The sequence below is a fragment of the Synechococcus sp. MU1642 genome (assembly GCF_020514115.1).
Classification (GTDB): Bacteria; Cyanobacteriota; Cyanobacteriia; order PCC-6307; family Cyanobiaceae; genus Parasynechococcus.
In genome coordinates, this window is sequence record NZ_VTKZ01000005.1 from 37,479 (window position 1) to 63,026 (window position 25,548).

32 protein-coding genes and 1 tRNA gene are annotated in these 25,548 nt (G+C 61.6%); 13 read left to right on the top strand and 20 right to left on the bottom strand.

All coding sequences use genetic code 11. The features are described from left to right. Positions 1–107 precede the first annotated feature (107 nt). Entirely contained in the window at positions 108–887 is a 780-nt protein-coding gene (locus FZZ85_RS06605; protein ID WP_226413419.1) for a prohibitin family protein, read from the top strand. 9 nt (positions 888–896) lie between these two features. On the opposite strand, the gene FZZ85_RS06610 is transcribed toward FZZ85_RS06605, so the two are convergent. The 5 genes from FZZ85_RS06610 to FZZ85_RS06630 form a co-directional block, all read right to left on the bottom strand. After that, positions 897–1,154: a hypothetical protein gene (locus FZZ85_RS06610; RefSeq protein WP_226413421.1), complete on the bottom strand. Its 258-nt coding sequence runs from the start codon at positions 1,152–1,154 to the stop codon at positions 897–899. 233 nt (positions 1,155–1,387) lie between these two features. Further along, positions 1,388–1,576 (bottom strand): hypothetical protein, encoded by a 189-nt coding sequence (locus FZZ85_RS06615; protein ID WP_226413423.1) that lies wholly within the window; start codon positions 1,574–1,576, stop codon positions 1,388–1,390. Positions 1,577–1,642: 66 nt separating this feature from the next. Then, on the bottom strand, positions 1,643–2,524 hold the full coding sequence (gene gluQRS, locus FZZ85_RS06620) for a tRNA glutamyl-Q(34) synthetase GluQRS (RefSeq protein WP_226413625.1): 882 nt from the start codon (positions 2,522–2,524) through the stop codon (positions 1,643–1,645). A 65-nt stretch (positions 2,525–2,589) separates the two neighbouring features. Beyond that, positions 2,590–2,865: an HU family DNA-binding protein gene (locus FZZ85_RS06625; RefSeq protein WP_006850925.1), complete on the bottom strand. Its 276-nt coding sequence runs from the start codon at positions 2,863–2,865 to the stop codon at positions 2,590–2,592. Between the two features lie 133 nt (positions 2,866–2,998). Further along, entirely contained in the window at positions 2,999–3,658 is a 660-nt protein-coding gene (locus FZZ85_RS06630) for an MBL fold metallo-hydrolase (RefSeq protein ID WP_226413425.1), read from the bottom strand. Positions 3,659–3,698: 40 nt separating this feature from the next. On the opposite strand from FZZ85_RS06630, the gene FZZ85_RS06635 reads away from it, so the two are divergent. Then, positions 3,699–5,804 (top strand): glycogen-debranching protein, encoded by a 2,106-nt coding sequence (locus FZZ85_RS06635; RefSeq protein WP_226413427.1) that lies wholly within the window; start codon positions 3,699–3,701, stop codon positions 5,802–5,804. 4 nt (positions 5,805–5,808) lie between these two features. On the opposite strand, the gene FZZ85_RS06640 is transcribed toward FZZ85_RS06635, so the two are convergent. After that, positions 5,809–5,879 (bottom strand) — tRNA-Gly (locus FZZ85_RS06640). A 131-nt stretch (positions 5,880–6,010) separates the two neighbouring features. On the opposite strand from FZZ85_RS06640, the gene FZZ85_RS06645 reads away from it, so the two are divergent. The 5 genes from FZZ85_RS06645 to plsY all read left to right on the top strand — a co-directional run bounded on the left by FZZ85_RS06645 (position 6,011) and on the right by plsY (position 10,221). Then, positions 6,011–7,339 carry an MFS transporter gene (locus FZZ85_RS06645; RefSeq protein ID WP_226413627.1) on the top strand — a complete coding sequence of 443 codons (1,329 nt, stop codon included), beginning with the start codon at positions 6,011–6,013 and terminating at the stop codon, positions 7,337–7,339. Then, complete coding sequence (locus tag FZZ85_RS06650; RefSeq protein ID WP_226413429.1) at positions 7,336–8,085, top strand: ABC transporter permease; 750 nt, start codon at positions 7,336–7,338, stop codon at positions 8,083–8,085. The genes FZZ85_RS06645 and FZZ85_RS06650 overlap by 4 nt, the downstream gene beginning before the upstream one ends. After that, complete coding sequence (locus FZZ85_RS06655; protein WP_226413431.1) at positions 8,082–8,495, top strand: DUF3119 family protein; 414 nt, start codon at positions 8,082–8,084, stop codon at positions 8,493–8,495. The genes FZZ85_RS06650 and FZZ85_RS06655 overlap by 4 nt, the downstream gene beginning before the upstream one ends. Before the next feature lie 119 nt (positions 8,496–8,614). Then, a complete protein-coding gene (locus tag FZZ85_RS06660; RefSeq protein ID WP_226413433.1) occupies positions 8,615–9,613 on the top strand; it encodes a DUF3086 domain-containing protein in 999 nt (332 codons plus the stop codon). Further along, complete coding sequence (plsY, locus tag FZZ85_RS06665) at positions 9,610–10,221, top strand: glycerol-3-phosphate 1-O-acyltransferase PlsY (RefSeq protein WP_226413435.1); 612 nt, start codon at positions 9,610–9,612, stop codon at positions 10,219–10,221. Before FZZ85_RS06660 ends, plsY begins: the two co-directional genes overlap by 4 nt. A gap of 48 nt (positions 10,222–10,269) precedes the next feature. Here the strand turns inward: plsY and pyrF are convergent, their stop codons facing one another. Genes pyrF through FZZ85_RS06680 form a run of 3 tightly spaced genes read right to left on the bottom strand, consistent with a single transcriptional unit; the run spans position 10,270 to position 12,623 of the window. Further along, entirely contained in the window at positions 10,270–10,986 is a 717-nt protein-coding gene (gene pyrF / locus FZZ85_RS06670; RefSeq protein WP_226413437.1) for an orotidine-5'-phosphate decarboxylase, read from the bottom strand. Continuing rightward, positions 10,986–12,233, bottom strand: a complete 1,248-nt coding sequence (tyrS, locus tag FZZ85_RS06675) for a tyrosine--tRNA ligase (RefSeq protein ID WP_226413439.1) — start codon at positions 12,231–12,233, stop codon at positions 10,986–10,988. The genes pyrF and tyrS overlap by 1 nt, the downstream gene beginning before the upstream one ends. Before the next feature lie 60 nt (positions 12,234–12,293). Further along, positions 12,294–12,623: a DUF1825 family protein gene (locus FZZ85_RS06680; RefSeq protein ID WP_115131845.1), complete on the bottom strand. Its 330-nt coding sequence runs from the start codon at positions 12,621–12,623 to the stop codon at positions 12,294–12,296. 200 nt (positions 12,624–12,823) lie between these two features. Between FZZ85_RS06680 and FZZ85_RS06685 the strand changes: the two genes are divergently transcribed. The 5 genes from FZZ85_RS06685 (at position 12,824) to FZZ85_RS06705 (ending at position 16,823) form a co-directional block, all read left to right on the top strand. Continuing rightward, positions 12,824–13,531 (top strand): response regulator transcription factor, encoded by a 708-nt coding sequence (locus FZZ85_RS06685; protein ID WP_226413629.1) that lies wholly within the window; start codon positions 12,824–12,826, stop codon positions 13,529–13,531. Positions 13,532–13,924: 393 nt separating this feature from the next. Further along, entirely contained in the window at positions 13,925–14,494 is a 570-nt protein-coding gene (locus FZZ85_RS06690) for a hypothetical protein (RefSeq protein WP_226413441.1), read from the top strand. Continuing rightward, the gene (locus FZZ85_RS06695; RefSeq protein WP_226413443.1) at positions 14,494–15,066 is read left to right on the top strand and encodes a GIY-YIG nuclease family protein; all 573 of its coding nucleotides are present in this window, start codon (positions 14,494–14,496) and stop codon (positions 15,064–15,066) included. The genes FZZ85_RS06690 and FZZ85_RS06695 overlap by 1 nt, the downstream gene beginning before the upstream one ends. Positions 15,067–15,120: 54 nt before the next feature. After that, a complete protein-coding gene (locus FZZ85_RS06700) occupies positions 15,121–16,590 on the top strand; it encodes a leucyl aminopeptidase (RefSeq protein ID WP_226413445.1) in 1,470 nt (489 codons plus the stop codon). Beyond that, positions 16,587–16,823 carry a hypothetical protein gene (locus FZZ85_RS06705; protein WP_226413447.1) on the top strand — a complete coding sequence of 79 codons (237 nt, stop codon included), beginning with the start codon at positions 16,587–16,589 and terminating at the stop codon, positions 16,821–16,823. Before FZZ85_RS06700 ends, FZZ85_RS06705 begins: the two co-directional genes overlap by 4 nt. Before the next feature lie 15 nt (positions 16,824–16,838). On the opposite strand, the gene FZZ85_RS06710 is transcribed toward FZZ85_RS06705, so the two are convergent. From FZZ85_RS06710 to FZZ85_RS06730, 5 genes are all read right to left on the bottom strand, one after another. After that, on the bottom strand, positions 16,839–17,021 hold the full coding sequence (locus FZZ85_RS06710) for a hypothetical protein (protein ID WP_226413449.1): 183 nt from the start codon (positions 17,019–17,021) through the stop codon (positions 16,839–16,841). 226 nt (positions 17,022–17,247) lie between these two features. Then, entirely contained in the window at positions 17,248–17,442 is a 195-nt protein-coding gene (locus tag FZZ85_RS06715) for a hypothetical protein (protein WP_226413451.1), read from the bottom strand. 202 nt (positions 17,443–17,644) lie between these two features. After that, positions 17,645–17,797, bottom strand: coding sequence for a hypothetical protein (locus FZZ85_RS06720; protein WP_226413453.1), 153 nt, complete (start codon positions 17,795–17,797; stop codon positions 17,645–17,647). A gap of 128 nt (positions 17,798–17,925) precedes the next feature. Continuing rightward, positions 17,926–18,093, bottom strand: a complete 168-nt coding sequence (locus FZZ85_RS06725) for a DUF4278 domain-containing protein (protein WP_226413455.1) — start codon at positions 18,091–18,093, stop codon at positions 17,926–17,928. A 154-nt stretch (positions 18,094–18,247) separates the two neighbouring features. Beyond that, the gene (locus FZZ85_RS06730; protein WP_226413457.1) at positions 18,248–18,538 is read right to left on the bottom strand and encodes a DUF3104 domain-containing protein; all 291 of its coding nucleotides are present in this window, start codon (positions 18,536–18,538) and stop codon (positions 18,248–18,250) included. Between the two features lie 232 nt (positions 18,539–18,770). Here FZZ85_RS06730 and FZZ85_RS06735 point away from each other — a divergent pair, with 232 nt between their 5' ends. Then, the gene (locus FZZ85_RS06735) at positions 18,771–18,923 is read left to right on the top strand and encodes a hypothetical protein (protein WP_226413459.1); all 153 of its coding nucleotides are present in this window, start codon (positions 18,771–18,773) and stop codon (positions 18,921–18,923) included. Positions 18,924–19,448: 525 nt separating this feature from the next. On the opposite strand, the gene msrA is transcribed toward FZZ85_RS06735, so the two are convergent. From msrA to FZZ85_RS06765, 6 genes are read right to left on the bottom strand one after another with little or no spacing between them, the layout of a single operon-like run. Next, a complete protein-coding gene (gene msrA / locus FZZ85_RS06740) occupies positions 19,449–20,072 on the bottom strand; it encodes a peptide-methionine (S)-S-oxide reductase MsrA (RefSeq protein ID WP_226413461.1) in 624 nt (207 codons plus the stop codon). Then, entirely contained in the window at positions 20,069–21,250 is a 1,182-nt protein-coding gene (gene lpxB, locus FZZ85_RS06745) for a lipid-A-disaccharide synthase (RefSeq protein ID WP_226413463.1), read from the bottom strand. Before lpxB ends, msrA begins: the two co-directional genes overlap by 4 nt. After that, entirely contained in the window at positions 21,250–22,074 is an 825-nt protein-coding gene (gene lpxA / locus FZZ85_RS06750; protein WP_226413465.1) for an acyl-ACP--UDP-N-acetylglucosamine O-acyltransferase, read from the bottom strand. The genes lpxB and lpxA overlap by 1 nt, the downstream gene beginning before the upstream one ends. A 5-nt stretch (positions 22,075–22,079) precedes the next feature. Then, a complete protein-coding gene (gene fabZ / locus FZZ85_RS06755) occupies positions 22,080–22,535 on the bottom strand; it encodes a 3-hydroxyacyl-ACP dehydratase FabZ (RefSeq protein ID WP_226413467.1) in 456 nt (151 codons plus the stop codon). Further along, on the bottom strand, positions 22,532–23,359 hold the full coding sequence (gene lpxC / locus FZZ85_RS06760) for a UDP-3-O-acyl-N-acetylglucosamine deacetylase (RefSeq protein ID WP_226413469.1): 828 nt from the start codon (positions 23,357–23,359) through the stop codon (positions 22,532–22,534). The genes fabZ and lpxC overlap by 4 nt, the downstream gene beginning before the upstream one ends. After that, positions 23,359–25,542, bottom strand: coding sequence for a BamA/TamA family outer membrane protein (locus FZZ85_RS06765; protein WP_226413471.1), 2,184 nt, complete (start codon positions 25,540–25,542; stop codon positions 23,359–23,361). The genes lpxC and FZZ85_RS06765 overlap by 1 nt, the downstream gene beginning before the upstream one ends. Positions 25,543–25,548: the final 6 nt, after the last annotated feature.

A 25,548-nucleotide genomic window follows, 5' to 3' on the forward strand; every position in this document is an offset into this window, starting at 1 on the left:
AAGAACACCACAACCGCTGGTGCACCAGCCTAGACATCATTAGGAACCTTTTCCTGATGATCAACAACGAATAAGTACTGTTCTAAATATCGATTCAAGCCAGCAGCATGCAATCCAACCCCCAGCCAGAGCAAATCACCAAAACGGTGGTTGGCATGACCACCATCTTCATTGGCGGCATCGCCCTCCTATCCAGTGTATTCGTTGTTCCCGCCGGCGAAGTTGGCGTTGTCACCACCCTTGGGAAAGTCTCTAACACCCCAAGAGAGCCGGGCCTGAACCTGAAACTTCCGTTCATTCAGTCGACCCACAATTTCAGCGTCAGAACTCAGGTCATCCCCGAAAAATTCTCAACGCTCACCAAAGACTTGCAGGTGATCGAAGCCACAGCCACGGTGAAATATGCGGTCAAGCCAGGGGAAGCCCCAAGGATCTACAGCACGATTGCGACCGATGACTCTGCGATTTACGCAAGGGTTATTCAGCCATCACTGCTGAAATCTCTGAAGTCGGTGTTCTCAAAGTATGAACTTGACACCATCGCCACCGACTGGAACAACATTTCCACCCTTGTACAAGAAAGCGTCTCCAATGAACTGAGCAAATTCGACTACGTAGCTGTCAAAGGCTTGGACATCACTGGCCTCAAGATTGCTGAGGAATACCGAGCAGCAATCGAGCAGAAGCAAATCGCTCAACAGCAACTTCTGCGTGCCAAAACAGAGGTTCAGATCGCCGAGCAAGAGGCCCTGAAGTTTCAGACCTTGACCCGCTCGCTCAATGACAGCGTTCTCTACAAGTTGTTCCTTGACAAGTGGGACGGGAAAACAAAGGTGGTTCCGCCCATTCGCGGGGGGAGCACGCCGCCGGTGATTGTCGGGCAATAACGGGATGCGTCAGAGCCCAGCGCAGCCGCGGGTCGCAGCCTGCAGGTCGGCAATGGCCTGGGCGCCGCGGCCTGCTTGCAGCTGCTGCATCACCAAATCCGCCTGGACCCCCAGCAAAAGGGTCTGGCACGGATATGCACTACGAGACGACGCCTGCCCCTGCAGCGCCTCCGCCTCAATCAAGGCTTGTTCGCACAGCTGAGGATGGCCCTGCTCAAGGCAACGCTTTGCTCGGGCCTGAAAGGCTGCCAAAGGAGAAGCTCGCACCGCAGGGGCTACCAAGCCAAAAACGAGAATGACTGTGACGGAGCGCGCGAGCAGAGCTCAGGAGGGCGATTTGCTGAGATGATGCCTCAACCTCGACTAAACAACGCACCGTGTACACCGACTGGACCGCCATTGCCCTGCTGCTGTTCACCGCGGTACCGCTGTTGATCGTTGTGGCGACGGCCACCTACTTCGTGATCCAGAACGATCAGAAGACTCCCCTGGGCTGAGGATCAAGCCAGGGGACGGGTCGGACAGCTGAGTTTGGCCAGACCTGGGGAGTTGAGGGGCTGATGGTTCAACGGTGCGGATTGCACTGCTGAACTGAGCTGACCGGTTCCAAGACAGACGATGCAGGTTCGGAAGCGATCCCCCGACACCCGCTGCATTCCACTGCCACCACAGACGGTGCACGTGCACATGATCCCAAGGATCAGACGATGAATTCAGTGTGGAGCGAAATCCCGCCGCCGATCCCGAAGTGTTCCTTAAGAAATCACTGCATTTATCTTCTGCTGCGTCACGTGTTCAAGCAACTCTGGTGCACTGAGACGTTTCCCAGGTTCAAGCAGCTGAAGACCTGAGGCCAATCGCCCGATCACAGCGGCCGCATCCAACCCGGCGGTGCGGAGCGGTTCCAGGCCTGAACTGGCCTCACGCTTGGATAGTTTCTGACCTCTGGCATCGCGCAACAGCGGCCCATGGCGGAACTGGGGAGGAGATTCACCCAGGGCCGCGAACAGGCTGCGCTGGGCTGGCAAGGCCTCGCGCAGATCAGCACCACGCACCACGTCAGTGATGCCGAAACTGAGTTCGTCGATCACGGTGGCGAGCTGGTATGCGATGAAGCCATCGGCTCGCCGCAGCACCACATCGCCACTGCCGTGGGGATCGTGATCGGCAACCCGCAGGCGCCAACTGGGAAGCCGCTGTTGTTGCCAGCCCCAGCTGTGCCCAGCCGTCCGGCAGAAGCCGGGGTAGATCGGATGATCGGCAAGTTCCCGCCGGGAGCAGCGACAGGAGAACAAACGTCCGGAGCGGCGCAACCACGACAACCAGGAGTGGTAAAGGCCACGCCGTTTGCTCTGGAGCAGCACCGGGCCATCCCACTCCAGACCCAGCCAGCGCAAATCACTTTGGATCGCCTCGATGGCACCGGCGCTGTTGCGCGGCGTATCGAGGTCATCAATGCGCAGCAACCAGGCACCACCGGCCTGACGTGCCGCCAACCATGACAGCAGAGCCGTTTGCAGGTTGCCGAGGTGGAGCACCCCCGTTGGCGATGGGGCGAAACGGCCGCGGTAGCCACTGGCGGCAGCCAAGACTCGACCTGCATCCAGATCTTGCTGCAGATGCACCGGAACAACCATCGTGGGAACAGCCAACAAAAAAGGCGACCCACTGGGCCGCCTGGAGAACGAGGTTGTGGCGTTGATCAGCCCTGAACGCGATCTTTGAACATCTTGCCGGCGGTGAAGGCGGGAACGCGCTTGGCGGGAATCGCAATCTTCTCGCCGGTCTTGGGGTTCAGACCCTGACGGGCCGAGCGCTCACGAGGTTCAAAGGACCCGAAACCCAGGATGGACACCTTCTTGCCTTCCACCACAGAATCGATAATCGTGTCGATGGCGGCGTCGACAACCATGGAAACGTCGGTCTTGGTGAGCTCGGTGCGAGCAGCCACCAGATTCACCAGATCAGCTTTGTTCATTGGTTAGAGAGAGTCGGGGGGCGGGAGACGGCTCAAAAACGGCGTATTGGTCTCGCCGCTGCCTTCCCCAAGCGGCCCAATCGTATGGAGAGCAACCGGTTGCTGCAAGCGAAAAGTGCTGTGCCGCAATGCTTTAGCAGTTCTGCGCAACATCACGCCACCCACTAAAGGGCACAAGACGCTCCCCACGCAAGGCACCAAGCGCAGACCCAGAAAGCAGTTGGGGACTGGCATCTGAAGGAATCCAACACCTGAGTTTGGCCAAACTGTTCAGCTGTCTGGGCCAATGAAATGTGCGGGCATGGCGCATCGGTGCGAGCTGCCCTGGAGCCCATGGCGTCAGCAAACGCCCGCAGAACAACAGCTCATTTGGTCCCGGAGCGAACACCACACAGCTCCCCGGCGTCGGTCCCGGCGTCCACAACAGACGCAAACCACTAACCGTGGTGTGTTCCTCGGAGAAGGTCTCCAACGGCTCAACATTGGGCAGGAGATACGCCTCCTGTTCCTGCACCAGCACTGGCCATCCCAAGCGCTCCTGAACGCGACGCAGGCGCCCATGCCCTTCACGACTGGTGAGCAGGATCCTTGGCTTGCGGGTTCCCGCCAGCTGACGCAGGGCAGTGAGGCTGGCCTCCGTCAACGGCGGACAGTCCACCAGCACGGGCTCGGGCTCGAGATCGAGCCACCAGGAACTGCCGCCCTGGCTGTCGCGGTTGGGTGGAAACAACCAGAGGTCGTCACGCAGCTGCTGCGGCGGCCGACCGGCTTCAAGTGTGGTGGTCATCGCCATTGGTTCAAACAACGGACCAAACCACTAGTTTGAAGTTGAGATGCCCCAACAGGCCTTGAGTGGCATTCACCCCGGTTCTCCTTGGCTTTTGGGCAGCAGCCTCACCAACCGAGGGGTGAACTTTGTGTTGGCGGCTCCCGGGGCCGACCGCATTGAATTGCTGCTGTACAGCAACAGCAACGATCGCAGCCCGGAGCGGGTGATCGAACTGGATGGTCGACGTCACCGCTCAGGCGACTACTGGCACGTCGAGGTCGAAGGGCTCGGCGAAGGCTGCTGCTATGGCTACCGGGTCTTCGGACCGCTAGCGCCGGGGGGGCATGGCTTCCAGCCCTCTAAGGTGCTGCTGGACCCCGCCGCGCGGGCCATCAGTGGCTGGAACGTCTACGACCGGGTGCTGGCCACCGGGCCCTCACCCAACGCCCATGCCTGCCTAAAGGCGGTGGTGTGCGAACGGGACCTGTTCGATTTTCAGGCCCATCCGCGCCCACGCCACAGCTGGCAACGCACGGTGATCTACGAGCTGCATGTGGGAGGCTTCACCCGCCGCGAGGATGCAGAAGTCGCCGTAGAGCACCGCGGCACCTATCTCGGCTTGATCGAGAAGCTGCCTTACCTCAAAGAGCTGGGCATCACGGCGGTGGAGCTATTGCCGGTGTTCTGTTTCGACCCGGCAGATGCCCCCCCGGGGCGCGACAATGTGTGGGGGTACAGCCCACTGAGCTGGTTCGCACCCCACCACGGCTACTGCAGCAGTGACGATCCGCTACAGGCCCGCCATGAGGTGCGCCAACTGGTGGCCGCCTGCCATGACGCCGGCATCGAGGTGCTGCTGGATGTGGTCTACAACCACACCACCGAGGGCAACCGCCATGGCCCAACGCTGAGCTGGCGCGGCTGTGCCGACAACGTCTACTACCACCAAAACGACGACGGCGATTATCAGGACGTGAGCGGCTGCGGCAACTCAATCGCCGCCAATGCGCCGATCAGCACCCAGCTGATCCTTGAGTCGATGCGCTGCTGGGCCTTGGAGCTTGGGGTGGATGGCTTCCGCTTTGACCTAGGCATCTCCCTGAGCCGCGGCGATCAACTCAAACCCCTTGACGAGCCGCCCCTATTCACAGCGATGGAGGCCGACCCGCAGCTCAGCGACCTCAAAGTTGTCAGCGAACCTTGGGACTGCGGAGGCCTGTATCGGCTGGAGGATTTTCCCGCCAAGCGGATCGGCACCTGGAACGGTCATTTCCGCGATGGGGTGCGGCGCTTCTGGAAGGGAGACGAGCACAGCACCTGGAGCCTGGCCCAGCGGTTCAAGGGCAGCCCCGATCTCTATGAGGGCAAGCCCGTGGCCCTGGGGCGTTCGGTGAACTTCATCACCGCCCATGACGGCTTCACCCTGGCGGATCTGGTGAGCTACAACCGCAAGCACAACCTGGCCAACGGCGAAGACAACCGCGACGGCGAAAACCACAACAACAGCTGGAACCACGGCATCGAAGGCCCCAGCAGCAATCCCCTGGTACAAAGCCTGCGGCGGCGGCAGCAACGCAACCTGCTCAGCTCGCTGGTACTGGCACGTGGCGTGCCGATGCTGTTGATGGGCGATGAAGTTGGCCGCAGCCAGGGGGGCAACAACAACAGCTGGTGCCAGAACAGCCCTCTGGGCTGGATGGTCTGGGATGAAGACCACTGCGACCTGGAACTAAAGCAATTTCTGCAGCGCCTGCTGAGGCTGCGCCAGGCCTTACCGCAACTTTTCAATCCACTGGTGCCGCCGCGAGAAAGCAACCGCAAATCAGCGGAGCAACCATCGGTGCAGCAAAGCGATCTCTGGCGTCAATGGCACGGGGTGCACCTGGCCAAGCCCGATTGGGCAGCCTGGAGCCGCACCACGGCCACCAGTCTCCACAGCGCCAGCCGCGGTGCGTTGCTGTGGATGGGCTTCAACGCCTACAAGGAAAGCCTCAGTTTTGAGTTGCCGGTTCCGGCCTCCCCCTGGAAACGAGTGATCGACACCTCGCTGCCCAGTCCTAAAGATTTTCCAGCCGAGCCAGCCAGTTTCTGCGGCGTGGAGATACCACTACAGAGCCGAAGCTTCGTGTTGCTGCTCGCCGAGGAAGAAACCTCTGGCCTGCGGTTGTAATCAGAGCGGGTGACGGGAATCGAACCCGTGTCATCAGCTTGGAAGGCTGAGGTCTTACCATTACACAACACCCGCGTAGTACAAACGAATCACGGCCCAATGGGCTGGTGGTGATGTAAGCACGCATTCATTATGGCAATCCGCCTGCCCGAAGCCTCCGCGTGACATCGACCGACGCATCCCTGCAGGGGTCCCGCAGCAGGCTGATGCTTGCTTACGGCATGGGCGACGCCGGCACAGGACTTGCCGCCACCCAGCTGGGCTTCTATCTCTTCCCCTTTTTCATCTGCGCCGCCGGCCTGCCGGCCTTCATCGCCGGCTCCCTGCTCACGGTAAGCAAGGTCTGGGATGCCCTTAATGACCCGTTGATCGGCTGGCTCAGCGATCACACCCGGAGCCGCTGGGGCCCGCGCCTGCCCTGGATCCTGACGGCAGCCCTACCGCTGGGCATCAGCCTGGCGGCGATGTGGTGGGTGCCACCGGGCAACACGGTGCAGCGCACGATTTACTACGCCGTTATGGCGGTCTTGCTGATGACCGCTTACACCAGCGTCAACCTGCCCTACGCCGCCCTCGGCACCGAGCTCACGCCCGACACCGCCATTCGCACCCGCCTCAATGCGGCACGGTTCAGCGGCTCCATCCTGGCCGGCCTGAGCGGACTGATTGTGGCCTCGGTGGTGCTCACCGATGGGGGCGGGGGCTACCTGGCCATGGGCCGGATCACCGGCAGCATCGCTGCTATTACTACACTACTTTGCTGTTGGGGGTTGGCCCCCTACGCCAAGCGGGCCCAACGGCCGGTGCCCAACAAAGAAGCGCCGTTGCAGCAGCTGAAACGGGTGCTGGCCAATCCCCGCTTCCGCCAGGTGCTGGGGCTTTACCTGCTGCTCTGGTTCGGCCTGCAACTGATGCAGGTAGTCGCCTTGATCTGGCTGGTGCAGGTGGTGCATGTGCCCGCCAACATTTCCACTTGGATCCTGTTGCCTTTTCAGATCGCCGCCCTGCTGGGCCTTCAACTCTGGAGCAACCTCTGCAACCGCATCGGACGGGTGGCCACCCTGCGCTGGGGCGCAGGGCTATGGATCAGCGCCTGCCTGCTCTCGATGCTGTTCCCGCCACTGGCGGCAGATCCCAGCCTTGTGCAGCTGTTGCCCCTGGTGGGGCTGATTGCCCTGGTCGGGGTGGGGGCCGCCACCGCCTATCTGATCCCTTGGTCGCTGCTGCCCGATGCGATCGACGCTGACCCGAGCAAACCCGCCGGGCTTTACACCGCCTGGATGGTGTTCGGCCAGAAGCTGATCATCGGCTTCACCATGTCTGTGTTCGGCAGCCTGCTCTCGCTTACGGGCTACATGTCCGCCAAGGGAGGCGACTGCAGTGGGGCGCTGAGTTTCATCGAACAGCCGGATTCAGCCCTGCTGGCGATCCGACTCTGCATGGGCCTGATTCCCGCCATCCTTGTGCTGCTTGGCCTTATGGTGATGCGTGGTTGGCCCGACCGTAGAGCCCACCTGCAGAAGGCCGCAGGATGAACACGCCCGGTTCGATCAAACGCCTGGGCGCCAGCCTGCTGATCGGAGGCCAGGCCGTGGCCGCCACCCTGCGCGGTCGCATTGATAAGGGAGAGTTGTTTGAGCAAATGCTCGACGCAGGCCCGGGCAGCGTGCTGATAGTGCTGATCATCTCGGTAGCAGCCGGCTCAGTGTTCAACATTCAGGTGGCCGCGGAACTCACACGCCAGGGGGCAGGGTCAACGGTGGGCGGCATCCTGGCGATCGGCCTGGCGCGGGAGATCGCCCCCCTGCTCACCTCCTGCCTGCTAGCGGGCAAGGTGGCCACTGCCTACGCGGCCCAGCTCGGCACGATGAAGGTGACCGAACAGATCGATGCGATCACGATGCTGCGCACCGATCCGGTGGAGTATCTGGTGGTGCCCCGGATGATCGCGATGTTGGTGATGGCGCCGGTGCAGTGCTTCTTCTTCTTCCTGGTGGCGGTGTGGTCGGGCCAACTCACCAGCACCGCCCTCTACAACATCCCCCCAGCGGTGTTTTGGACCTCGGTGCGCACCTGGATGAACCCGCTGGACCTGCCCTTCATGCTGGTGAAGGCCCTGGTGTTTGGACTGATCATTGCCACGGTGGCCTGCGGCTGGGGATTGACCACCCGCGGCGGCCCCAAGGAAGTTGGCAGAAGCACCACCGGCGCGGTGGTGATGATCCTGATCCTGGTGGCCCTGATGGATGTCGTTCTCACCCAGGTGCTGTTCGGAGCATGAGTTCAAACCCCGCCCCCGTCACCCTCAAGCCGGACGTGCGCCTGCCGCTACTGGTGGTAGCCCTTGGCCTGGCGCTGTTGCCGCTCCCGCTGTCACCCTGGCCCACGTTGGCGGTTGCCCTGTTCGGCCTGTTTCTGCTGATCCAGAGCGCCAGCCTGCGACTGGAATTCAAAGAAGACGCTCTGATTGTGTGGCAGAACAGCCGTGAGCTGCGCCGCTTCCCCTACAACCAATGGCTGAGCTGGAGGCTGTTCGCCCCCTGGCTACCGGGCCTGTTTTATTTCCGCGAGACCCAGAGCATTCATTTCCTGCCGATCCTGTTCAGCCCCAAGGAGCTGCGGGAACAGCTGGAAGTGCGGGTGGGAGCACTGGAAGTACCGAAAGACAACCCAGAAGACAACACACGCTAAAGCAAGTAATTGCACAGTTTCGTGACAATATCATGCAGATATCCATGCAATTTCGTGCAACTCTGTCGCAGTTGTGATGCCACCTGTTTTTCTGCGGTCTGGTCGGCTGGAATGGAGGGATGGAGAGCACGGCAGCTGACGCAATGCCCGACGACACCGACCTAACCCCCCAGGCGCCTGAAGCGGAGCAGGCCCCGGCGGAATCCAGCGGCGAAACCAGCACGGAACCTGCTGCTGCAGCAGCAGCCAACCCCGTCCTGGAACTGGCCCTCAAGGATCTGCAAGACCGCCGTGATGCACTGCAGGCGGAGATCACCGCGCTGACCTCCCGCAAAGAGCAACTCAAGACCGAACTGAAGGCAAACTTCGCCGGCCAATCCGACGCCATCGCCCGCCGCGTGAAGGGCTTCCAGGAGTATCTGGGTGGCGCCCTACAGGACCTGGTGCAGAGCGTGGAAAACCTGGAGCTGGTGGTGCAGCCGATGGTGGTGCGGCCCTCCCCCCTCGATCAGGCGGCAGACAACGCAGCTGCGCCGGAGAAGCCCGGTGAGATCACACCGCCGCCAGCGGTGGCCGACACCTTCCGTCCCGACGAAGAGCTGATCCGCCAGACACTGGAGCGCTTCCTCAAGCAACCCGACGTCTACGCCGACCCCTGGAATCTGAGGCGCAGCATCGATGCGCGCGATACGGCCCTGCTGGAGGACTGGTTCTTCAATCAAGGCGGACGCGGCGCCCAACCCAGCCGCGGCACCCGGCCACGCAACATTCTGGTGAGTGCGGCCCTGATCGCGATGATCGGCGAGCTCTACGGCAATCAATTCCAGTGCCTGGTGCTGGCAGGCGGCCCTGAACGGCTCGGCGAATGGCGGCGCGGGCTCCAGGATGCTCTCGGCCTGGGCCGGGAAGACTTCGGCCCCAGCAGCGGCATCGTGCTATTCGAGCGACCAGAAGCCCTGGTGGAGCGAGCCGACCGGCTGGAGGAGCGGGGCGAGGTGCCGTTGATCCTGATCGATGCGGCCGAGCGCAGCGTCTCCATCCCTGTGCTTCAGTTCCCCCTCTGGCTGGCCTTCGCGGCCGGACCAGGTGAACGCCTCGACGACGACGACCTGCTGTGATCCAAACAGCCCTCACCTCACTGCTGCTCCTGGCCATCGGCTACCTGCTGGGAGCCATACCCAGCGGATACCTAGCAGGTCGCCTGCTCAAGGGCATCGACCTACGGGACTGCGGCTCCGGCAGCACCGGCGCCACCAACGTTCTGCGCAACGTGGGCAAAGGCCCAGCCCTGGTGGTGTTCCTAATTGATGTGGGCAAAGGCGTCCTGGCGGTGCTGCTGGCAAAGAGCGTTGGCTTGAACGACTGGCTGCAGGTGCTGGCGGGCTTGTCGGCGCTGGCTGGCCACATCTGGCCGGTGTGGCTGGACTGGAAGGGCGGCAAGGCGGTAGCTACCGGCCTGGGCATGTTTCTGGGCCTTGCCTGGCCGGTGGGGCTGGCCTGCTTTGGCCTGTTCATGGCGGTGATCTCAATCTTCCGGATCGTGTCGCTGTCCAGCGTGGTGGCCGCCATTGGATTACCGCTATTGATGCTGCTCTCAGGCGGCAGTAGCGCCTACTTGGTGGTGTCGTTGATGGCGAGCTTGATGGTTCTCTGGCGCCATCGCAGCAACATCGAACGGCTGCTGGCAGGCACTGAACCTAAGATCGGAGAGAAGGCCAAGGCCTGAGCTAAGCCCTTAAGCAACAGGGTCACCCAACCCAGTGAGGCGCGTCGACTAAAGCTCCTTGCAACACAGTGCAAAAGCAGCGCTTGGGTCTGCGGCTTTGGTGATCGGCCGGCCGATCACCAGCTGGCTGGCGCCCGCTGCGATGGCCTCGGCGGGCCCCATCACCCGGGCCTGATCACCCACCGCAGCACCTGTGGGGCGAATGCCTGGCGTCACCAAGGCGAACGGTTCTGGGTGCTGCGCCCGCAATGCCGCAGCCTCCAAGGGTGAGCAGACGCAACCACCGATCCCAGCGGTCGCTGACAACTGCGCCAACGCCGGTACCCGTTCGGCGATGGCCTGGGTGATGGCGAGTTCCCGTTGCAATCGCTGCTCCTCCCAACTAGTAAGCACCGTCACCGCCAACAGGGTGGGGGTGGGTTGACCAGCACGTTGGGCCCCGTCCACCGCCGCGGCCTCGGCTGCTTTGAGTGCTTCGCTGCCGGCGCAGGCATGCACCGTGATCAGTTCAGCCCCCAGCGCAGCTGCCCGCCGGCAGGCTCCAGCCATGGTGGCGGGGATGTCGTGAAATTTGAGGTCGAGGAACACCCGCAGCCCCTGCGCGCGCAGTTGACCCACAACCTCAGGCCCGGCCTGCACGAACAGCTCCAGGCCTACCTTCACCCAGCGCAGCCCCTCCACTTGGTTCGCAAAGCGCAGCGCTTGCTCTGGCACCATGCCATCGAGCGCCACGATGATCCGATCGGCAGGATGCAGGTTCTCCATTAAGCAACAAGCCTCCGGAAGAGCTTCTTACCCAGCTGCAGCACCTTGCCCTCCAGTTCCGCCGCTGAGGCGAACTCCTGGTTGGGGTCGGTGATCTTGTCCCCCTCCAGGCGCGCAGCACCACCTTTAATTTGGCGGCGAGCCTCACTGCTGCTAGAGCAGATCCCCACAGCACTCAACAGATAGAAAGCCTTGGCCGGGAAGTTCACCTCTGCCAGGGAGGCCTCGGGCACATCCGCGCCGGCGTCACCGCTTCCTCCCACCAGGGTGGCGGCATCGCTCTGGGCCTTTTGCGCCGCTGCCAGTCCATGGCGGCTGGCGGTCACCACCAAGGCCATCGCCTTCTGCTTCTCGCGCGGGTTCTCCGGCAACGAAGCGAGATCTAGGTCGGTCAGCAACATGACGTAGTCATCGATCGCCCCATCGCCAACCTTCTCCAGCTTGGAGTACATCGAGAGCGGATCTTCCTCCAAGCCCACCACGTTGCCGAGGCTCTTGCTCATCTTCTGCACCCCGTCGAGACCCACCAGGATCGGCAGCAGTAGGCCGAACTGGGTGCCCTTGTTGAATTGACGCTGCAGATCGCGGCCCATGGCCACGTTGAATTTCTGGTCGGTGCCGCCCAGCTCCACATCAGCGTTCACCGCCACCGAGTCGTAGCCCTGCAGCAGCGGATAAAGGAATTCGTGCAGGGCAATCGGAGTGCCGCTGCCGTAGCGCTTGGAGAAGTCGTCCTTGGCCAGCATCTGGCCCACGGTGCCGGTGCCGAGCAGGCCGATCACTGCCGGCAGGTCCATGCCCTCCAACCACTCGGAGTTGTAACGCACCTCCAACCGGCCAGGGGTCTCGAAATCGAGCAGCGCGGTTTTCTTGGGCTGGTCCTGCCCCAACTGGCGCAGGTAGGTGGAGGCGTTGGCGGCCACCTGCTCTTTGCTGAGCTGCACCCGCGTGGCGCTCTTGCCGGTGGGATCCCCAATCCTGGCGGTGAAGTCACCGATGATCAGCACCGCCGTGTGGCCCGCGTCCTGGAAGGCTCGCAACTTGCGGAACAGGATGCTGTGGCCCAAATGAATGTTGCTACCAGTGGGGTCGATGCCCAACTTCACCCGCAGCGGCCGCCCTTCCTTTTCGGCGTGGGCCAACCGGGCCGCCAGGGCTTGATCCACATCACTGGGTTCTCCGGCCGGGAACAGATCGGCCATGCCCCGGGACAGCCAATCAGGCAAAGACGGGGTGGAGTCCGGCATGGGAAGGCGCAACAAGCGGGTGCTGGCGATCGTACGAGTGCTGGTTCAGCTCGGGCTGTTTCAGCTGGAGGGGGGCTGCTCGATCTGGGCCTTCATCCGCTCGAGGGTGGAGTTCATCTGCTCGAACATCTGCTCGGGGGTGATGCCGAACTGACTGAGCTGGGTGCGCAGCTGCTCCACGGTGAGCTTTGCCTGGAAATCCTCCGAGAGCTCGAAGCGCTTCATGAACACTCGGTAGCGGCCCATCAGCTCCTCCATCGTCTCGATGAATTTCTTCTTGCCCTCTCGATCGAACTTTCCGTATTCACTGCCCAGCTGCATCAGCTGCTGATAGTCGCTGAAAAGGCGCTTGGCTTCGTCCTGAACAATGTCGGAATCGAAGAAAGCCATCGTCGGCATTAATCACTGCTTCGGCAAAGTTTGCCAAGGATTCGCAACTGGCAACGGGGGTGATCGCCGCACCTTGCGTTGGCCTGCACTGAAGCCTTTTGTACGGTCTTTCTGACCATCACCGCCCTCTTGCGGCATCCGATTCATGGTGAGATTCGGGCTGCCTACAGGATGTGGACTTCACCCCTCAGCTGGCCGCGATGCGTGAGCTTCCTCAACGCCACAGGCCCTTGTTGAAGGGGCGTCGCATCGTGGTCGCCAGCGCCGATCGCGTCTTAATCAGCGGCCTGGGTCACAGCCTCGCTGGCATCGGCTCCCTCGTGGGGGCCGCAAGCACCGAAGCGGAAGCCCTCGCCTGCCTCAGCAGCACGGCCGCTGATCTGCTGATCTGCAGCGACCAGCTCGAGCGCGGTCAGGGCCCCTCTCTGGTAGCAGCCGCCAAGGCACGCCAGCCCTCCCTGCGCTGCCTGATGTTGATTCAGCGCCCGTTGCTGAGCACAATTCACGCCGCAGCCAAGGCGCAATGCGAGGGGCTCTGCAGCCATGAGCGGATCGGCAACGGCGGCCTGCTCAGCGTTCTGCGCGCCATAGAGAGCGATGGCAGCCACATGGATCCTGTGATTGCCGGGGTGGCGAACCACGGCCGCGGTTCAGGAAAAATCGAACATCCCCTCAGCGACGTGCTGAGCCTGCGGGAAGAAGACGTGCTGCGCGGCCTTTGCAAGGGCCTCAGCAATCAGGAGATTGCCGATCAGCTGAACCTCTCGATTGAAACCACCAAGCACTGCGTCACAGCACTGCTGCGCAAACTTCATGCCAAAAGCCGCACCCAGGCTGTGCTGATCGCATTTCAGCGCAACTTGGTGGATCCACCGCTGCCGATTCCCCGCTGGACCCCCTCATCCTGAAGGTCCATCCTGAGGCAAGTCCAAGGATCCTGACGCCATAGTCCAACGCGCCGCCACCGCAGCACTGGTGGTTCTCAGCGTGAGCAGCCTCGTTCAACAGGCAGACTTCGCCGCCAGCGAGCGCACCACAGCTTTGGTCACCATCGCCGAAGCCAATGCCTGATCGAAACTAAGCATATAAAACCCGCCCAGGCACAAGACATCGCCAACCGCTTCTTGCTCAGCAAGGGGGTAAGCGGCACCGACCGAGACGAGTTGAAAACCGCTCACGGCCAGGACGATCTAATGCGCAGCTACATCGACGAATAGCGGGGTTGCAAGGATCTCGTTCGAAAGCTGCGCTGACGCAGCCCCAGCACCCTCGTTAATGTCGGCCCATCTCTGCTGAGCCGCATGCCCCGCAGCCACTGGTTGGATCCCCTAGCCAGACGGGTGCTTCAGGCCACTGGGCAGCTGCCGGCGCCAGCCCGTCCAGCACAAGCTCTGCCACTACCGATCGCCCCCGAGCCTTCCTCCTGGATGATGGATGTGAATCGCGCCAGCCGCGATCAGTGGTTGCAACTGCCGGGCTGCAGTCAGGACACAGCCGATTTGCTGGTGCGGCTGCAACAGGGGGGTGTGCAATTTTCCTGCGCCGATGATCTGTTCCGGCTGCTGGAGCTGCCGAGCGATCTGATCAGGCTCTGGACACCCCATCTCCTCTTCCAGTGGCACGGTGATGCTCCACATCAGCCCCAGGCTGCTCCCCTCGACATCAACAACGCCAGCGCCGATCAGCTGACTCTGCTCGGCTGGCCGGAACAACGACTGGCCAACCTGATACGGGAGCGCCGACGCGCCGGTTTCAAGAACCTGGCTGATCTGCAGGAGCGACTCTGCCTACCCGCCAGCAGCGTTGAAGCCCTGATCGGCCGGGTGAGTTTCGGAAGCCGACGCGCCGGGCCCAGCCTGCCGCTGCCCTGATGCAGGGGGATCTGTTCTCCACCGGCACACTGGCCTTCAGCAACGGGCCTGACCTGCCCCTGCAACGGGAGCAGCTGCTCGCCTGGCAGGAGCGTCTGCATTCCCATCAGGCGCCGCTGTTCCGCGGGGAGAGCGCCGGAGCAACCCAGGGGGATCTATTCGGTTCCGACCTAGATGACGTTGCTGCGGCCATCGATCCGCTGGCCCTGACACCCCTGGCGATGAGTTTCTGGCGCTGGCCGGAGCCCTCCCACCGCGGAGCAGCGATCTACCTGGTGATGGACAGGCCAACCCAGCTGGAGCACCCGCTTCTGCTTTATGTGGGCGAAACCCTTGCCGCCGAGCGCCGCTGGAAAGGCGATCACGACTGCAAGGCCTACCTCGCCGCCTACGGCGAAGCCCTGCAGCGCTGTGAGCTCAGCGCTCAGCTGAGCATCCGCTTCAGCTGCGATGTGCCCAGGGCCACCCGGGCCCGGCGAGCCTTGGAACAACAGCTGATCCAACGCTGGTGGCCGCCGTTCAACAAGGAAACCCGCCAACGCTGGGCCACCCCCTTCACCGCAGACCTCTAAGCCGAAGCCAACACGCGGGATCGCTACGCTCGTCCTCTGTTGATGCGTCCACCCATGCGCTTCTCCCTGTCCTCCACCGGCCTGCACGCATGGAACGGCGATGTGCTGGCGGTGGGGCTGCCCCAGGGCGATGTCGATGCCACGGCAACAGCCCTGGAACAACGCTTTGCCGGCATCACCGATGCTCTCAAGCAGCAGGAGTTCAAAGGCAAGCCTGGGGACCAGCTGGTGATCACGCCCCTGGGTGGGGGCCCGCAGCGCCTGGTGGTGCTGGGCCTGGGCGAGAGCGATGGAATCGATACCGACCGCCTGCGCGGCGCCGCCGCCCGTGCTGCCAAGGCCTCCATTGGCTGTGAGGGAAACCTCGGCCTGCACTTGCCCTGGACAGGAACCGATGCAACAGAAGCCGCCCGCATTTGCGCTGAGGCAGTGCGGCTCTGCCTCTACAAAGATCAGCGCTTCCGCAAGGAGCCAGACCCGCGCCGGATCCCCGACGCCTTGGAGCTGATCGACCTCGACCCTGCCGCCGCCAGCGGCTTCACTTCGGTCAATGCCACCTGCGCCGGTGTGGAACTGGCCCGGGAACTGGTGGCTGCCCCCCCGAACGTGGTTACCCCAGCAGCCCTAGCAGACACAGCCGCTGGCATGGCCCGAGACCACGGCCTTGAGCTCAAGGTGCTCGAGCGCAGCGACTGTGAAGCCAATGGTATGGGCGCCTTCCTGGCCGTAAGCCAGGGCTCCGATCTCCCCCCCAAGTTCATCCACCTGATCTATCGCCCCGAGGGCGAAGTGAAACGTCGCGTTGCCCTGGTGGGCAAAGGCCTCACCTTCGATTCCGGCGGTTACAACCTCAAGGTGGGGGCAGCCCAGATCGACATGATGAAGTTCGACATGGGGGGCAGTGCCGCTGTGCTCGGTGCCATGCGCAGCATCGCTGAACTCAAGCCAGCCGGCGTTGAGGTGCACATGGTGGTGGCCTCCTGCGAAAACATGGTGAACGGCTCCGCAGTCCACCCTGGCGACATCGTCACGGCCGCCAACGGCATGACGATTGAGATCAACAACACCGACGCCGAAGGCCGCCTCACCCTCGCCGATGCGCTGCTCTACGCCTGCGAGCAGAAGCCCGATGCCGTAGTGGATCTGGCCACCCTCACCGGAGCCTGCGTCATTGCCCTGGGTGATGAGATGGCCGGGCTTTGGTCCAACAATGACGACCTAGCGGAGGCCCTCGATGCCGCTGCTCAGTCGGGTGGTGAAGGCCTCTGGCGCATGCCACTGCGGCAGTCCTACAGGGATGGATTGAAGTCGTTGCTGGCCGACATGAAGAACACAGGCCCGCGGCCAGGCGGTTCGATCACAGCCGCCCTGTTCCTCAAGGAGTTCGTGGCCAAAGACACCGCCTGGGCCCACATCGACATCGCCGGACCGGTCTGGAGTGACAAGGGCAAAGGGGTCAATCCCGCTGGTGCCACCGGATACGGAGTGCGCACCCTGGTGAACTGGGTGCTAGCCCAGTCATGAGCCGCTCCCCGGTGCGCTGGTACATCAAGGCCCAATTGGGGGTGCTTCTGCTCCCGGTGGGGCTCTGCCTGTTCGGCGAAGCGGTGAGTCGCAAGGTGGTTCAGATGCTGGGCAAGGAAGGAGGCCCCTGGTTCTGGTACGGAACTCTCAGCCTGATCTGCATCAACGCCGGAATCGGCTTGATGATCGACAGCGGACTGACCCGAGGTTTTCCGGGGCGACGTCAGGACTAATCGGGACGCGCCCAATCAGGATGCAACCGCTTGCAGCTCAAGGGAACGGTCGGGTGTTTCAAGCGCATGGATCTGCCACCTTGCTCGCTCGGAGCAAGTTTCCAATACCCGATCAAGATCATCCGACGCGTGCTTCGGCGACTCGTAGGGACCGATATGACGGGTGCCAAGACCATCCTTAATGGTCAGCAAATACATACAACCCTCCTCTCACCGCCTGATCGTAAGCATGGGCTCGACCTTGGTCGATGGCTGGAAACCCGTCTGTTCACTGAGAACTTGCTGAATCATTCAGGTTGTCGCGCTTAATCTTTTCAACAGGTTGAGTGCTGGTTTCTTAAGGAATTTGACCGGATTTGATCAAGTAATGGTCGGCTCGCCCTCCCCTGGAGCGAGACCTCGTATCACTCCAGGGGTATCGGGCTCAGTTGACGTCAGTTACAGCCGCTGGAGCAGGAGACCTGCCTGACATCTCGCGCAAAGAACCCGCAACACAGAGCGTCGAGAGCGCGATCGCGACCAGGGCGGCGCTGTTGATCAACTTGAGCGCGACAGGCAGATGGGTATTGACCATCTCGCGGACATTGGCCATGGAGAAGTTCACAACGAACATGTTCATGGTGCGACCCTTGTCAACGCAACGGGAGCGCCCGCAGAGGACGACTCCATTTTCTTGGGTCCCTCACCTCACACCAGAACCGTTTTGTCGTGATGGCGACGACCAGCAACGGAAGCACAGGCCATCCTTCGAGAACTTCTTTCGGTGAAGGGGCAACGCGTCGAACGCGGGGGTGTCTAGGGAACACCCCTTTTTTTGGGCATCAGGCCACAAGGACAAGGGCGATATTGAGAATCGCCAGCCCCACCAAGAACACCGCCGCCAACAATGCTGCTTCCGGGAAGAACTTGGCAATCACAAATCCCACCCCAAGAAACACCGAGGAGATCACGATGGCGGTGAGGTCCGTTCCCACTGGCGGGCTTTGATTGTCTCCCGCACACAATGACGAAATCCCGCTCGAATCGTGGTCGGCGATCTACCAAGCGACCCAATAAAAAACCCCCGCCAATGGCAGGGGCAAGGCCTGAAAGAAGCTTCGGCCTACTTGGTGTAAGAAACGCCTCGATAGGTGAGGGTGGGGTGCACGTCGCGCGCGACCTCCTCCCGGCAGGTGTTGTAATGCTCGCGTCGGTAGGTCAGCTCAACGCAGGCTTTGGGTGCTGATGCCGCTGCTGCGTAGGCGTGACCTCGATAAAGAAGTGCCGTCATTGGAAGTTCCTCGAAGAAATCCAAGTCCCCGTTCCGTGGCTTGGAGCGTCTGCGCCCCTCTAAAGGGGTGAACGTTCTGTAGCAACTGCTACACAGCCTTTATAGGACAACCGTCAACCCCGCGTTGTTGACGCGGACATACACCGCCTCTTAATCAGCAACCCTCACGGACGACCGCACTGTCAGGCCATCCATCCATCGACCAGATCACGTCAGAAATCGCATCGGCATTGATCCACGTGATGACACCCGTGTCCACATCAGCCACCTGAAACAGAGACAGAAGCCTGGGGTGACGGGCGCTCCCCTCACAGAAGATCACCTGCCCCATCCACCAATCCCCTTGGTCGAGCTGGTCTCCGCCAACGATCACAAAGCGCCCTGGGCGGACATGGAGGAATGGAGCTTCCACCTTCACCGCGAGATCGCTGTGGTCAACCGACATGCGCTGCCCATGAAAATAGTATTTCTGTACTAAAAGCCATGGCGGTCCGGGTCTGGCAACCCATAGACCGCACTGGCGTTTGGGTGCGGGTGTGTTGCCAGACACTGACGTAAGTACTTTTGCTCCCTGGACTTGGGTCCATTGGCGTCTAGGTTTCGTCAGTCTTCTTATCTGCAGGCCCACTTTCGATTGCACCAGGCCCTGAGCCTGCCGCTGTCGAGAACGCCAATCGATGACTGACCGCACTCTCATCATTTCAGATGCACTGCGCGAAGCGCAGCTGCAGCGCCTGGAAGCCTCTTTGGCTTGCAAGACAGCATCCAAGCCTCAGGCCACAACACAGCCAGCAAAAGACAAGAACAAGGACGCCAAAGCAAGCGACTGATCGCAACAGTCCCTAGGCATTCCTGTATCAGATCAGCATATTGAGGGGCATCCGGCACTTGCCGATGTCCCGACTTACTTTTCTGCGGAGCAACTGCTCTCGATCCAGTTGGGTGTAGTCCTCGCACGGGCGATCACGCGGGTGATCATCTGGCTGAGCGACCGTGCACGCATCCGGGGGCGCTCTGCAGAAGATTGAGGCTCCCATCCTTTAGGCATGGATCGATCCCCTGCAGAACAGGAACTCAACCGCATTGAGCGTGAACTCGATGCGAACGACTAGCCCGGAGGGAAACCACCTGTGAAAGGAGGTGGTGTACAGAATGAAACGCGGCAACAGATTGCTAGATGCCGTGCTGGTCACAGCGCTGTGCTGTTCGTTGTCTCAGCCGTACCGGTGTTCGCAGACCGGCTCAGCTGGACTCAATGCATGCAACTGACAGCTGGTTGAATCGGAGGAGCTGTTGGTCTTTTGCTCGACTATGGCGTCGGAAGGCTGAGGCCTTAAGGCAACAGGAACTGAGCTCTAATTCCCCCAGACGTTACCGGAACGAGCGTTGTCGCCCCAGACGCTGTCGAGCCTGCGGTCACGACCGCAGCTGAACCGATAGAAGTTGTATTTGACGGCGTTGTTCTCCGCGTAGTTCTGGTGGTAGTCCTCGGCGGGCCAGAAGCGAGCCGCCGGCTTGAGCTCCACCTTCAAAGCAGACCGTGGTTGTCCGAGCTCGCGGGCCGCCGCAGCCGCACTGGCCTCAGCGGCCTGAGCCTGGGCATCAGCAGAAGTGAAAATGACTGGCCGATAGGAATCGCCTCGGTCACAGAACTGACCGCCGCCATCCAGTGGATCCACATTGCGCCAGTAGCTGCGCAGCAGCTCCGCGTAGCTGATCTGATCCGGATCAAAACGCACCTGCACCGCTTCCTGGTGACCGGTTCTCTCACTGCTCACCTGCCGGTAGGTGGGGTGCTCCAGCTGCCCGCCGCTGTAGCCGCTCACGGCATCACGCACCCCACTCAGATCCTCCAGGTCGTGTTCCAGACACCAGAAACAGCCCCCGGCAAAGACCGCCGTTTGCAACTCAGCCATGGCCTGTTGGGGCCAGCTGAGCAGCATCAGGCAGGTGAACAACAGCAGCAGCGTTCGTTTCATCCGAGCACCTGATCAAAGATGGCCTTGGCAGCCCGCTCGGTCACCCCAGGAGCACCCAGCGTGGCCCGCAGCCGCTCATACCCTTCCAGCATGGCGTGGCGCTCAGAGGTAGCGGTCAACAGAGGAAGCGCCACCTCCACCAGGGCTTCGGCGGTGAGTTCATCCTGCAGCAGCTCCGGTACCAACCGCTGCTTGAGCAAGAGATTCACCGGGGAGATGTGATCAACCTGGAAGCGCAGCACGTGGCGGGCAACCCAGGCCGTCAGTCGGCTGACGCGGTAACCCACCACCTGAGGAACCCCCTGCAGGGCCAGTTCCAGATTCACCGTGCCGGATTTACCTATGGCGAGATCCGCCGCCGCACAGAGGGTGGTCTTCAGCCCATCGGCTTCAGCGGAGGGAATCACCCGGCCATTGCGCACGCCGGCCTCCTGCAGCGCTGCAGCCAGGGGCGCTTCGAACTGCGCAAGCCCAGCGGGCAGAACCACCTGAAGATCAAGATGGCTTTGCTGCAACAGGGCCGCCGCCTGGGCCAACGGTGGCATCAGGTAGCGCAACTCCTGGGGCCGCGAGGCCGGCAGCAGCAACAGCACCGGCGCCTCAGGATCCAGACCCAGTTGGCGGCGGGCGCTGGCGCGATCAGGCAGGTTCTGGAAGCTGTCCAACAGGGGATGACCAACCCAGCTCACATCCGCACCGCGGGCGGCATAGAACTCGGCCTCCGCCGGGAAGATCGCCAGGATCTTGTCGGTGAAGCCAATAAGACGGGTAGTGCTGCCATCGCCAAAGCGCCAGGCCCACTCCTGGGGGGCGATGTAGTAAGTGATCGGCAGCTCGGGCCGCTGCCTCCGTAGCCGTGTGCCCAGACGCACATTGGCTCCGACATAGTCAATCAACACGACCCCATCAAGTGGCCGGTCCTTTAGCAGCCGATCGACCCGGGCCTGCAGCCGCAGCGTGGGAAGAATCAACGGGACGGCCTCCCACAGGCCGATCGCCCCCATCGGAGCGGTGTCGGCGATCAACACCGCACCCGCCGCCTCCATGCGCGGGCCACCGAGGGACAGCACCTCAAGCTCAAGCCCCCGTCGTTCCGCCTCCAACCGAAGGGAGCGAATCAACAGGCTGCCCTGCAGATCACCGGAGACCTCTCCGGTGCTGATCAGCAGCCGAATCATCAGCGTACCTGCACCGGCATCGGCCCGCGTCGGCCCTGACCAGTGGAGGCTTCAAGGAACCGGCAAAAGTGTTCTGCCGCCGGCAGCAACGACTGACTGCGGGCCCGCTGAAGCGCGTCGGCAATCACCAGGTCAGAGCGATACATCAGGGTCCAGACCTCCTGAAGTTGCTTGAGTTCAGCGCCTTCGTGATTGGCAGACAGGCCCCTGCGCCGCAGCCCCACACGGTTCAAACCCCGCACCCGGCCCGGATGGCCTTCCACCAGGCAGTAGGGGGGAACATCTCGGTCGACGCGTGTCATGCCGCCCACCATCGCCATCCCGCCGATGTGAACGAACTGGTGAATTCCCAGACAGCCACCAATAACCGCATGGTCTTCGATCACAACGTGGCCCGCCACCTGAATGGCATTGGACATCACGATGTTGTTGCCCAAATCGCAGTTGTGCCCCAGATGGCAGTAAGCCATCAGCAGGTTGCCGTTGCCGATGCGGGTCACCTCACCCTCTTCGGTGGCACGGTTGATAGTCACGCATTCCCGCAGGGTGTTTCCATCACCGATTAACACCTCGGTGTTGGCACCTCGGTACTTGAGATCCTGCGGCGCAAGACCTAGGCAAGCACCAGGGAACACCTTGTTGTCGCGACCAAGAGTCAGCCGTCCGTCCAAAACGGCATGGGGACCAATCCAGGTGTTCTCTCCGATCACCACCTCGGGGCCGACCACCGCACCAGGGCCGATCACCACGCCGGCAGCTAGCTCGGCCTTTGGGTCCACCACCGCCATGGGGTGGATCTGCTGTGACGCCGTTTGCTGCGACATCCCGCTCAGTCCACCAGGGAGAACATCAATTCTCCGGAACAAGCCAAATCACCGTCCACTGTGACCTCGGCCTTGACCTTGCCGAAGCGTTTGCGCTTGAGGCTGAGCAGTTCACAGCGGATCACCAGCTGATCTCCAGGAACCACAGGGCGCCGGAAGCGTACCCCGTCAATGCCTGCAAAAACGAACAGTCCCTTGGGCAGATCGGGCATCTGGGTCACGATCAGACCACCCACCTGCGCCATCGCCTCGACAATCAGCACTCCTGGCATCAGCGGACGCTCAGGGAAATGCCCCTGGAACTGGGGCTCGTTCATGGTCACGTTCTTGATTGCCGTAGCCGAAACCCCGGGCTCATGGGCGATGACCCGATCCACCAGAGCAAAGGGATAACGGTGCGGGAGCAAGCCGGCGATCTGTTCGCTGGTGAGCACGACATCTGGGGTGGTGGATTCAGTCACAAAGCGGCTGCGAGATCGGTGTGAAGACCATGGGATCCCTTGTACACAAGAACTTGTGCCTGGGGAAAACCGACGAGGGCCAGGTCGCCGATTAGGTCCAAGAGCTTATGGCGCACCGGTTCATCCTCGAACCGCAGCGGTGGATTCATCCACTGATCACCGTCACAGACCAGGGCATTGTCCAGGGCTCCGCCCTGGATCAAACCGGCAGCACGCAGCTGCTCCACTTGCTCCCGGAAACCAAAGGTGCGTGCCGGAGCGATCTCATCGACGAAGCGTTGGGGCGTGAGCTCCAAGGCGAACTGCTGACGGCCGATGGCCGCCTGCGAAAAATCGATGATGCCCACAACACCAAAGCGATCCGACGGGGTGGCGGTGATCACACTGTTGCCGCGGGTGCGCAACAGGGGTTTTTCCAACCGGGGTGGAGCCGGCCTCGGTGTCGCTGCAGGGGCCAAACCAGCTGCGGAGATGGCCTCTACCCAGCACAGGGCTGAACCATCCAGCAAAGGAACTTCATGGCCGCTGAGACCGATCTCCACATGGCTGAGCCCACAACCAGCGAGGGCCGCCAGCAGATGTTCGACGGTGGACACCGTGCTGGAGCCCAGATCCAAGGTTGTGCACAACGGGCTGTCGCGAACCTGATCCGGCCGTAGCTGGATCGGCTGCTCCATCCCTGGCAAATGCATGTGAAACCCTGGCTGATCCGTCGGTCGAAGCTCCACCATGGCCTCAGCTCCGCTGTGGAGGCCGACGCCAGAGCGTGATGTCACCGACGCCAATGTCCAGGCAGCGGAGTAGTCCTGAGGCCAGCTGGTCACTAGAACTTCCAGCCCACGCCCAGGTTGAAGCGCCAATCAGATGAGAAATCTTTGCTAGCCACTTCCAGGCGGAGCGGTCCAACTGGCGTTGTAACGATCACGCCGGTGCCCATGGAAACACCGGAGCCGCTCTTATCCAGCAGCAGGCCGGGCTGGCCCGGCACATCCTTTTGGGTGCCGAAATCAGTACCGGCATCCATGAACACCTCACCGGAGAAGATGCTGATCAACGGGAAGCGGTACTCGATCGTGAGTTCGCTGAAGGCCTTCGACACTGCAAGATCGCAGTCGTACCAACCCCGAATGGAGTTGGATCCACCCATACAGAATGCTTCGTATGGGGGCGCTTCGCCCATGATCGCGCCACTCTTGACCTGCACACCGATGGCCTGGGGGCAATCGGCCTGCTCACCGGGCTTGGGACGGCAACCCTTGTGGATTTTCAGCCAGTCCACCGGGAAGAACTGGGTATAGCTCGCCTTCAGCCGGTTGAAGGTGGGAGAGTCGTTGTTGATGCCGAGGAACTGCTCGGTTCCGGCGGTAAAGAAGTTGCCGCTGGTGGGATTACGAGGGTTATTGAAGTTGTTGTAAGTGGTGGCAACACGAAGTCCCACAAGGGTGTTGCTGTCGGCGCAGTTGTACGCCACGCAAATCACGTCATCACCGTCGACCACTCCATCCTTACGGTTGTTGGTGGAGACGCCGTAAGGCCGAGTACTTCCTGCAAAGTTGACTGGCCGCACCTCAGCAAAGGACATGCCGGCCAGCACATTCCACTTGTCGTCCTTGTAAGGATCGCCTCCGTTTAACGGGCGGGAGAAGGAGAAACTGCCACCGGTCCTGCGCAGCACCACCGTGTCGCCCTCGTAGTCGTACCAACTGCGGTTTGGGTACTCGCTGTCGGCCTTGTTGACGTCGTCCGGAGCCTTATCTCCATCGGTGAATCCATAACTACGGCCAGTCTCATAGGCCTTGTTGGAGCCGTTGTCGGCGTAGTCCTTCGCAGTACGGATGTAACCGTTGTCATCGCTCTGGAACACCTGAGGCACTTGCTGACTCAGGAACACCGACGTGCGGAAGCTGGTGCGGTGCTTGTCGCCATAGATCCAAGGATCTGTGAAACTGAGGTTGGCCAGTCCGCCGTACTGGCCGTAGGTGATGTTTGTGCTCAGGTTCCAGGCACGACCAAAAACATTGCTTTCCTGCAGCTGCACCTGGCCAAACACACCCTGGCTTTGGCTGTAGCCAAGACCGCCGGAAAGCTGTCCTGTGGACTGCTCAACGATGCCAAGAACAATCACAACATCGCCAGGCTGCTCGGGCACTGGACGCAATGTCACCTTCACATCACTGAACAGCTGGGTTCCGTACAAGCGTTTAATGTCCCGCTCCAGCTGGTTGCGGTTGAATGGATCACCAGGTTGGATCGAAACCTCTCTGGTAACCACCCATTCCTTGGACTTACCTCGGATGGGATTGCCGTTCTCATCGGTGTCATCGCCATCTTGGGTGAGGAATTTGACCTCAACACCAGACACATTGCCCTGGAGCAGTTTCAGCGTCACCACACCCTCAGGGCTGACCCGTTCTGGACCGGACACCCGAGCCAGGGAATAGCCCTGATCGGCCACTGAGGACTGCAGGGACTTCATCCTCTGCTGCAGATTATTGAGGTTCAGCGTGCGGCCGTAATCGGAGGCAAACGTCTCCTCAATCACCGCATCCGAGAGGAGATCCTCATCGTCGCCGCTGATTTCCACAGCACTCAGCGGAGGGAAGGGCTCCACTTGAACAACCACTTGAACCCCAAGAGGTCCGTTCTGAGGAACGATCCGCACATTAGAGAACCATCCCGTGGCCTGAATGTCATTCAGATCGTTCTTGAGCTCCTCGCGGGTGACACGCATCCCCGGACGCACCTGCATGGCGTCGTAAGTGGAGATCTGAAGACGTTCTTCTTCCGGGTGGCCGTCAATGCCCTCAATCAACACCTCGGAGATCAGAACCCGAGGCTGTTCCACCACAGCATCTTCGACAACGATCTCTTTCGCCTCAACGGATTGGTTCGCAGGCGTGGCCTCCTGTGCCATAACCGGCGGAGCCACCAAGGGGATCCCGAGCATCAGACCCAGAACCGTCTGACCAACAGCAACCGAGGGGCGGCGGGACGAACGGCGGGTCATCTAGAC